Below are 6,787 nucleotides of genomic sequence, written 5' to 3' on the forward strand. Positions count from 1 at the left end.
ACGGGTTTAGTTAGACTGAATCCGTGCGGACCACCGGGCACACCCACTTTTATCCCGACCCAAACCCCGGCGTCCGCAGAGACGTTCACCCCGACAAAATCAGGAGACAGTTGTGGCCCTAATTGAGGCAGTAGACGCACGCGAAATTCTCGACTCCCGCGGCAACCCCACCATCGAGGTCGAGGTATTGCTCGGCGACGGAACCGTCAGCCGTGCCGCAGTGCCGTCCGGCGCGTCCACCGGTGTGTTTGAAGCCTACGAGCTGCGCGACGGTGACAAGGCCCGCTACCAGGGCAAGGGTGTGCTCAAAGCCGTCGAAGCGGTCATCGACGATCTCGGCCCAGCGGTCGAAGACATCGACGCGACCGACCAGCGCATCGTCGACCTTGTCCTCATCGAATCCGACGGCACCGATAACAAAGAGCGCCTGGGCGCCAACGCCATCCTCGGCGTGAGCCTGGCCGTGGCGAAGGCCGCAGCAAGCTCGGCCGGTCTGCCGCTGTTCCGCTACCTCGGCGGCCCGAACGCGCACACCCTGCCGGTGCCGCTGATGAACATCATCAACGGTGGTTCGCACGCCGACAACGATGTCGACATTCAGGAATTCATGATTGTTCCGCTCGGTGCCGAGTCGTTCAGCGAGGCCCTGCGTTGGGGCGTCGAAACCTACCACTCGCTCAAGGCGCTGCTGCAGTCCAAGGGTCTGTCTACCGGCCTCGGTGATGAAGGCGGCTTCGCCCCCAACCTGCCGAGCAATCGCGCCGCGCTCGACCTCATCGTCGAAGCTATCGAAAACGCTGGCTACGTTCCCGGCAAGGACATCGCCCTCGCCCTCGACGTCGCCGCGAGCGAATTTTTCAAGGATGGCAGCTACAACTTCGAGGGCAAGAAGCTCTCGGCCGCAGAGATGAGCGCCTATTACGCCGAACTCGTCACCGACTACCCGCTCGTCTCTCTCGAAGACCCGCTCGAAGAAGACGACTGGGACGGCTATGTGCACCTCACCGCCGAGCTCGGCGACAAGGTGCAGATTGTCGGAGACGACCTGTTCGTGACCAACCCGGTGCGCCTGGCCAAGGGCCTTGCGCTCAAGGCGGCGAACTCGATTCTGGTCAAGGTCAATCAGATCGGCACCCTGACCGAGACAATGGATGCCGTTGCCCTCGCCCAGCGCGCTGGCTACACGGCCATCATCTCGCACCGCTCCGGCGAAACCGAAGACACCTTCATCGCCGACCTAGCCGTCGCGACCGATGCCGGCCAGATCAAAACCGGTGCCCCGGCCCGCAGCGAGCGCGTCGCCAAGTACAACCAGCTGTTGCGCATCGAAGAAGAACTCGGTGAGGGCGCGGTCTACGCCGGCCGCGCCGCGTTCCCCCGCTTCACGGCCTAACCGAGCAACACCAGAACGAGGGCTCCCGACCACCGAACTCTTCGGCTGGTCGGGGCCCCCGCTACACCGGATAGCATTTTTCGAACTGTGAAAGGAGTTGCCATGGACCACAACCGACCTCAGTCGGCCCAGCGGCAACCCGCCGTCTCACCCGCCGAGACGCCCGCCGGGGGCTGGCTGCGCAGCATCCGCTTCTCGGGATTTTCACTCGTGATGATGGTGGTGCTGGTGCTCGCGGTCGTGGTGCTGGCGCCGAGCCTGCGCACCTACGCCGAGCAGCGGCAGCAGATCAGCCAGCTCAGCGCCACCGTCGCCGACCAGAAGGCGGAGGTCGATCAGCTCACCAGCCAGCGCGAACGCTGGAACGACCGCACCTACGTCACGACGCAGGCACGCGAACGACTTTCCTACGTGCTGCCGGGCGACATCAGCTTTTTGGTCATCAACGACCTGCCGGTCGTCGCCCCGCTCGAAGCGGACGCGAGCCCGGTCAGCACCAATATTCAAAGCACGACAATTGATTGGCTGGGTTCCTTGTTCGCCTCCACCATGACCGCCGGCCTGGCTCCGCAGGCCGCTGCGCCCGCCACCCCGCAAACCGTGGCTCCGTGACCCGTCCGCCGTTCGACCCGTTCACTCCGGCCGATATCGACCTCGTCTCGTCTCAGCTCGGGCGCCCGGCTCGCAACGTCGTCGGCATCGCCGCGCGCTGCGTTTGCGGTGCACCGACCGTGGTCGCGACCGCGCCGCGGCTGGCCGACGGCACCCCGTTTCCCACCCTGTACTACCTCTGCCACCCGGCCGCGACCGCAGCGATCTCCTCACTCGAGGCCACCCAGGTGATGAACGAGTACAACGACCTGCTCGCCGTCGATGACGACGTGCGCGCCGCCTACGAACGCGCGCACGAGAGTTTTCTGTTCGATCGTGACCAGCTCGGCAGCGTGCCCGAAATCGCCGGCATCTCCTCCGGAGGCATGCCCACCCGGGTCAAGTGTTTGCACGCTCTCGCCGCCCACTCGCTCGCTGCCGGACCCGGTGTGAACCCGATCGGCGACCTCGCGCTCGAGCGCGCTACCTGGTCACCCACGGTCTGTGTCTGCCTGGACTACTCTGCCGAGCCCTTCGCCGGCGCAACACCCGGGTCGGCTCCGGCGTGACTGTGACCGCCCGTCGGCTCGGTGCGAGTGTCGGCCTGGTGCTCGCCACCGCCCTGCTCGGCGGCACCGTCGCCGGTTCCGTCGTGCTTGACGCACCGGCTGCCCACGCCGACCAGATTCGCGACCTGCAGTACTGGCTCACCGACTATGGGTTCACCGAAGCCTGGAATACCACCAGGGGTGCCGGCGTCACCGTCGCCGTGATCGATTCGGGAGTTGACGGCAGCATCGCCGAGCTCAAAGGGGCGGTGATCGGGGGAACGGATGTGTCCGGGCTCGGCTCTGCAAACGGCCAGACTCCGGTCGCCGGTGACGACGATGACGGCGAACACGGCACCCTCGTGGCCTCACTGCTCGCGGGTCGTGGCACGGGCGACGGCACCGGACTCATCGGCGTGGCCCCTGAGGCATCCATCCTCGCCGTTTCGGTCGGGTTCGGCAGCACCCGATCCACCGTGAGCAACGATGACCAGATCGCGCAGGGCATCCGCTGGGCGGTGGACAACGGGGCTGACGTCATCAACATGTCGCTGACCCGCAACACGTTGTACTGGCCGGAGAGCTGGGACGATGCCTTTCTCTACGCCTTCGAAAACGATGTCGTCGTTGTGGCTGCGGCCGGCAACCGGGGGAGCGGCACCACCGAGGTCGGCGCTCCCGCGACGATCCCCGGGGTACTGGCGGTCGGCGGGGTGGATCGCAATAAGACGGCGAGCTTTGATGCCTCATCGCAGGGCATCACGATTGCCGTTTCGGCGCCGAGCGAGAAACTGGTCGGTGTCATGCCCGATTCGACCTACGTGCAGTGGGACGGCACCAGTGCGGCTGCGCCGATCGTGTCGGGTCTGGTGGCTCTGGTGCGGGCCGCGTACCCCGACCTGGATGCGGCGGGCGTCATGAACCGGGTCATCGCCACCGCGAACGCAAACGGGCAATCGGTGCCCAGCCCCATCTACGGCAACGGCCTGATCGATGCTGCTGCTGCGGTGACCCGGTCTGTTGCTCCGGCCACAGGCGCCACCCCCACCGAGCTGCTGACGGAGTGGATCACGCTGCATCGCCGGGCCGAGATCGAGGTCGTGCCCACCGAGGTGCCCGCAGAGCAGGCGCCGGTGGTCGCCACTGAAGACCCGGCGCTGCCGGCCCAGAACGCGCTCACCGCATGGCTACCCAACCAACTGACTTTGACCTATATCAGCCTTCCGCTCGCTGTGCTCGTGGGGTTTGGTATCCTAGTAACGCTGTTCGGCATTGGGGCCACTCGGCATATCAAGCGAATTCGGCGCAACCCCAAAGATTTCGCACAATCATAATCATGTAGGAGGCCTTCTCATCGTGCCCAAAATTCTCATTGTCGGTGGCGGTTACGCCGGTTTTTACACGGCGTGGAAGCTCGAGAAATGGCTGCGATCCGGCGAAGCCGAGGTCACCATTGTTGACCCACTGCCGTACATGACGTACCAGCCCTTCCTGCCGGAGGTCGCGGCCGGGTCCATCGAACCGCGTCACGCGGTCGTGTCGCACCGTCGTCACCTGAAGAAGACCAATGTCGTCTCGGCCAAGGTCACGCACGTGAACCACGCTGAGAAGACCGCGACGATCACACCGCCGATCGGTGAGCCGTACGAGTTCACGTACGACATCGTCGTGGTCACTGCCGGCGCAGTGTCGCGCACCTTCCCCATCCCGGGCGTCGCCGACCAGGCCATCGGCCTCAAGACCATCGAAGAGGCCGTCGCCATTCGCGATCGCGTGCTCACCAACTTCGACCAGGCCGCAGCGCTTCCGGCTGGACCTGAGCGCGAGCGCCTGCTCACCTTCGTCGTGGTCGGTGGCGGGTTCGCCGGTATCGAGGTCTTCGCCGAGCTGCGTTCCTTCGCGACGTCGCTGCTCACCCTCTACCCGGAGATCAGCTTCGAAGAGACCAATTTTCACCTCATCGAAGCCATGGGTCGCATCATGCCCGAGGTTTCCCTCAAGACGAGCCTGTGGGTCATCGACAATCTGGCCGGCCGCGGTGCCCAGATTCACCTCGACACCCAGCTGACCAGCGCCGTCGACGGCAAGATCGAACTCTCCACCGGCGAGACCTTCGAGACCGACCTCATCGTCTGGACCGCCGGCGTCATGGCCAACCCGACGATCGTGCGCCACACCGACCTTCCCATTGAAGAGCGCGGTCGCCTGCAGGTTCGGGCAGACCTGCGCGTCGGAACCGAAGATGACATCATCACCGATGCCTGGGGCGCCGGTGACGTCAGCTGCGTCCCCGACCTGAGCGGCGGCGGCGTCGGCGGCAACTGCGTACCCAACGCCCAGCACGCCGTGCGTCAGGGCAAACTGCTCGCCAAGAACCTCGTCGCCGTGCTGCGCGGCGAAGAGCCCGTGCAGTACCTGCACAAGAACTTGGGCGCTGTCGCCGGCCTTGGCATTGGAGTCGGCGTGTTCCAGAGCGGCAACCTGGCTATCAAGGGCATGCCGGCCTGGTTCGCCCACCGCGGATACCACGGTCTCGCCATGCCGAGCTGGGAGCGCAAGCTGCGCGTGGTCTGGGGCTGGGTCAACAACGTGTTCCTCGGCCGCGATGTGGTCTCGCTGAGCGCCACCGAGAACCCGCGCGCCGTGTTCGAAGAGTTCGCGTCGCGTCCGAAACCGCCGGCACCAGCCGCCGCGCCCGTAGCACCCGCAGCCAAGGCGCCGACCGCCCCGCGCGCGCCCCGTGCGCCGCGCAAGCCCACGGTCAAGGCCGCCGCAGCGGATGCCGCTGCTGGCACCACCAAGGCTCCCACCACAGCCAACGCACCGGTTGCAGAGAAGGCGTCCGCCGAGGCATCCGCTTCGAAGTAGGTTCACTGCAAAGTGCTGCCGGGCGATTTCATTGCCCGGCAGCACTTACGCTGTAACTGCCCGTCTTCGGGCACGCCCCCATAGCCCAATTGGCAGAGGCAGACGACTTAAAATCGTCACAGTCTGGGTTCAAGTCCCAGTGGGGGCACCACGAATACTTCTCCGCTGATCTGGGCTTTAACTCGTACCAACGTATGGGAATGGATCCGTTGTGTGGGCGACCCGCCTGGCGATCGGCAAGCTGCCGCCGAGCCTGCTTCGGCAGACCGCCCGGCACAATGTAGCGACGGTGTCGGCCCGGTACCCGGCGCAGGGCTGCACCTGGCGGCGGGATCGCCAACCGGCGGGACGCCGTGAGCAGCCCTAACAGCGCTCATCACGTTCTCATTGGTGGGTGGCGCCGCTGCCGCAACGGCCGCGACAATTCAACTGTGGTCGCCCTGGGCAGAATCCCCGGACGCCATCGCCACCTACACGTTGCCGAGCGGAGCGGAGTGTGAACTCCGGATCGGCAACGTTAACGGAAGCGATCCTGAAGCAGTCCGTGCAGTCCGGGACCTTTACCGGGCCGCGAGCATTGATGCCCTTCTCACCCAAGAAACGATCGATGAAACCGTCGCTCAACTCCGGACTGAAGAATCCACGTGGATGAACGACGATGGGTCCACGGAGGCCGCAGGGTACGGAACTGTCCACTACAGCGCCGACTCCGAGTATGATTCCGCCGTCAATCGCATCTTGACCAACACACTTAGCAGCGAGCTCGCCCGGCAAGGCATTGATGGATCCGAGTCCAATCTCCGCTACGACGGGGAGGGCAACTGCCCCGGTGCAGACTGGTGATTCGGAACCCAACGGATTCGGCCCTCCGCCTCACTGATGTTCTGTCTCTCAACACCCCCGATCTACTGCGATACCTAGAACGTCGGCTCAACCGCGACGATGCCGCCGATGCCCTTGCAGATCTGATGACCATCGGGTGGCGGCGAGCAAATGCGTTGCCGACAGGTCCGGAACAAGCGAGAATGTGGCTCTTCGGGATCGCCCGCCACGTCGTTGCTAACGCCGCGCGTACAGAACGGCGACAGTCGAATCTTGCCGAACGACTTCGCGAAACTCTCCGAACCACGCCCGCAGAGCTCCGGTCTATCGATGAAGACGCCGAGGTCCGAGATGCCATAGCCCGTCTCGCACCCGACCAGGCTGAGCTCGTTCGGCTTATCCACTGGGAGGGGTTTTCCATCGCCGAAGCCGGCAAGATCTTGGGCATCAGCGCCTCCACAGCTCGAACGCGATATCAACGCGCGCGAGCAGACCTCAAAGCCGCGCTCTCGCTCCACGGTGACGCGCAAATATATGCTCGCGATAATCCGCGCGCAATCGTTGC

6 protein-coding genes and 1 tRNA gene are annotated in these 6,787 nt (G+C 64.9%); all 7 read left to right on the top strand.

Annotated features, from left to right (window positions below):
- Positions 1–112: 112 nt before the first annotated feature.
- Positions 113–1,393, top strand: coding sequence for a phosphopyruvate hydratase (gene eno, locus BMW72_RS12655; protein ID WP_092111082.1), 1,281 nt, complete (start codon positions 113–115; stop codon positions 1,391–1,393).
- 102 nt (positions 1,394–1,495) lie between these two features.
- A complete protein-coding gene (locus BMW72_RS12660) occupies positions 1,496–2,005 on the top strand; it encodes an FtsB family cell division protein (protein ID WP_092111084.1) in 510 nt (169 codons plus the stop codon).
- On the top strand, positions 2,002–2,553 hold the full coding sequence (locus BMW72_RS12665) for a DUF501 domain-containing protein (RefSeq protein ID WP_092111086.1): 552 nt from the start codon (positions 2,002–2,004) through the stop codon (positions 2,551–2,553). The genes BMW72_RS12660 and BMW72_RS12665 overlap by 4 nt, the downstream gene beginning before the upstream one ends.
- Positions 2,550–3,866 (top strand): S8 family serine peptidase, encoded by a 1,317-nt coding sequence (locus BMW72_RS12670; protein WP_241983869.1) that lies wholly within the window; start codon positions 2,550–2,552, stop codon positions 3,864–3,866. The genes BMW72_RS12665 and BMW72_RS12670 overlap by 4 nt, the downstream gene beginning before the upstream one ends.
- A gap of 22 nt (positions 3,867–3,888) precedes the next feature.
- The gene (locus tag BMW72_RS12675; protein ID WP_092111090.1) at positions 3,889–5,400 is read left to right on the top strand and encodes an NAD(P)/FAD-dependent oxidoreductase; all 1,512 of its coding nucleotides are present in this window, start codon (positions 3,889–3,891) and stop codon (positions 5,398–5,400) included.
- A 74-nt stretch (positions 5,401–5,474) separates the two neighbouring features.
- Positions 5,475–5,551, top strand: a tRNA-Leu gene (locus tag BMW72_RS12680).
- A 688-nt stretch (positions 5,552–6,239) separates the two neighbouring features.
- A partial coding sequence (locus tag BMW72_RS12690; RefSeq protein ID WP_244151244.1) for an RNA polymerase sigma factor occupies positions 6,240–6,787 on the top strand: 548 nt, incomplete at its 3' end.

The sequence above is a fragment of the Cryobacterium luteum genome (genome assembly GCF_900110125.1).
In the GTDB taxonomy this organism is placed as follows: Bacteria; Actinomycetota; Actinomycetes; order Actinomycetales; family Microbacteriaceae; genus Cryobacterium; species Cryobacterium luteum.

Excerpts from the sequence above, each read along its gene's own strand:
- BMW72_RS12660 (WP_092111084.1), top strand. The coding sequence starts at position 1,496 with ATGGACCACAACCGACCTCAGTCGGCCCAGCGGCAACCCGCCGTCTCA.